This window comes from Alicyclobacillus suci (assembly GCF_017329615.1).
Taxonomy (GTDB): Bacteria; Bacillota; Bacilli; order Alicyclobacillales; family Alicyclobacillaceae; genus Alicyclobacillus; species Alicyclobacillus suci.
In genome coordinates, this window is record NZ_JAFMTW010000269.1 from 1 (window position 1) to 221 (window position 221).

General features: G+C 54.3%; 1 protein-coding gene. It reads left to right on the forward strand.

Going from position 1 to position 221, the window contains the following annotated elements; translation table 11 throughout:
• Positions 1-221: transposase (locus J3482_RS20675; RefSeq protein WP_206923149.1), on the forward strand; the 221-nt coding region annotated here is incomplete at both ends.

Here is a 221-nt window from a genome sequence, read left to right on the forward strand (position 1 = left end):
TGAGGATTCGGGAAGACGGGCGTGTTCGGCCTCGGGCTGTGATGATTGCCGTAGGTATTAACGAAGATGGATATCGCGAGATTCTGGGCCTGATGATTGGTGACAGTGAGTCAGAGGCGAGTTGGCGGGCGTTCTTTGCTTGGCTCAAATCACGGGACTTACGAGACCTAGACATTGTGGTTTCAGACAGTCATGCAGGACTCGTCCGTGCCCTTCAGACG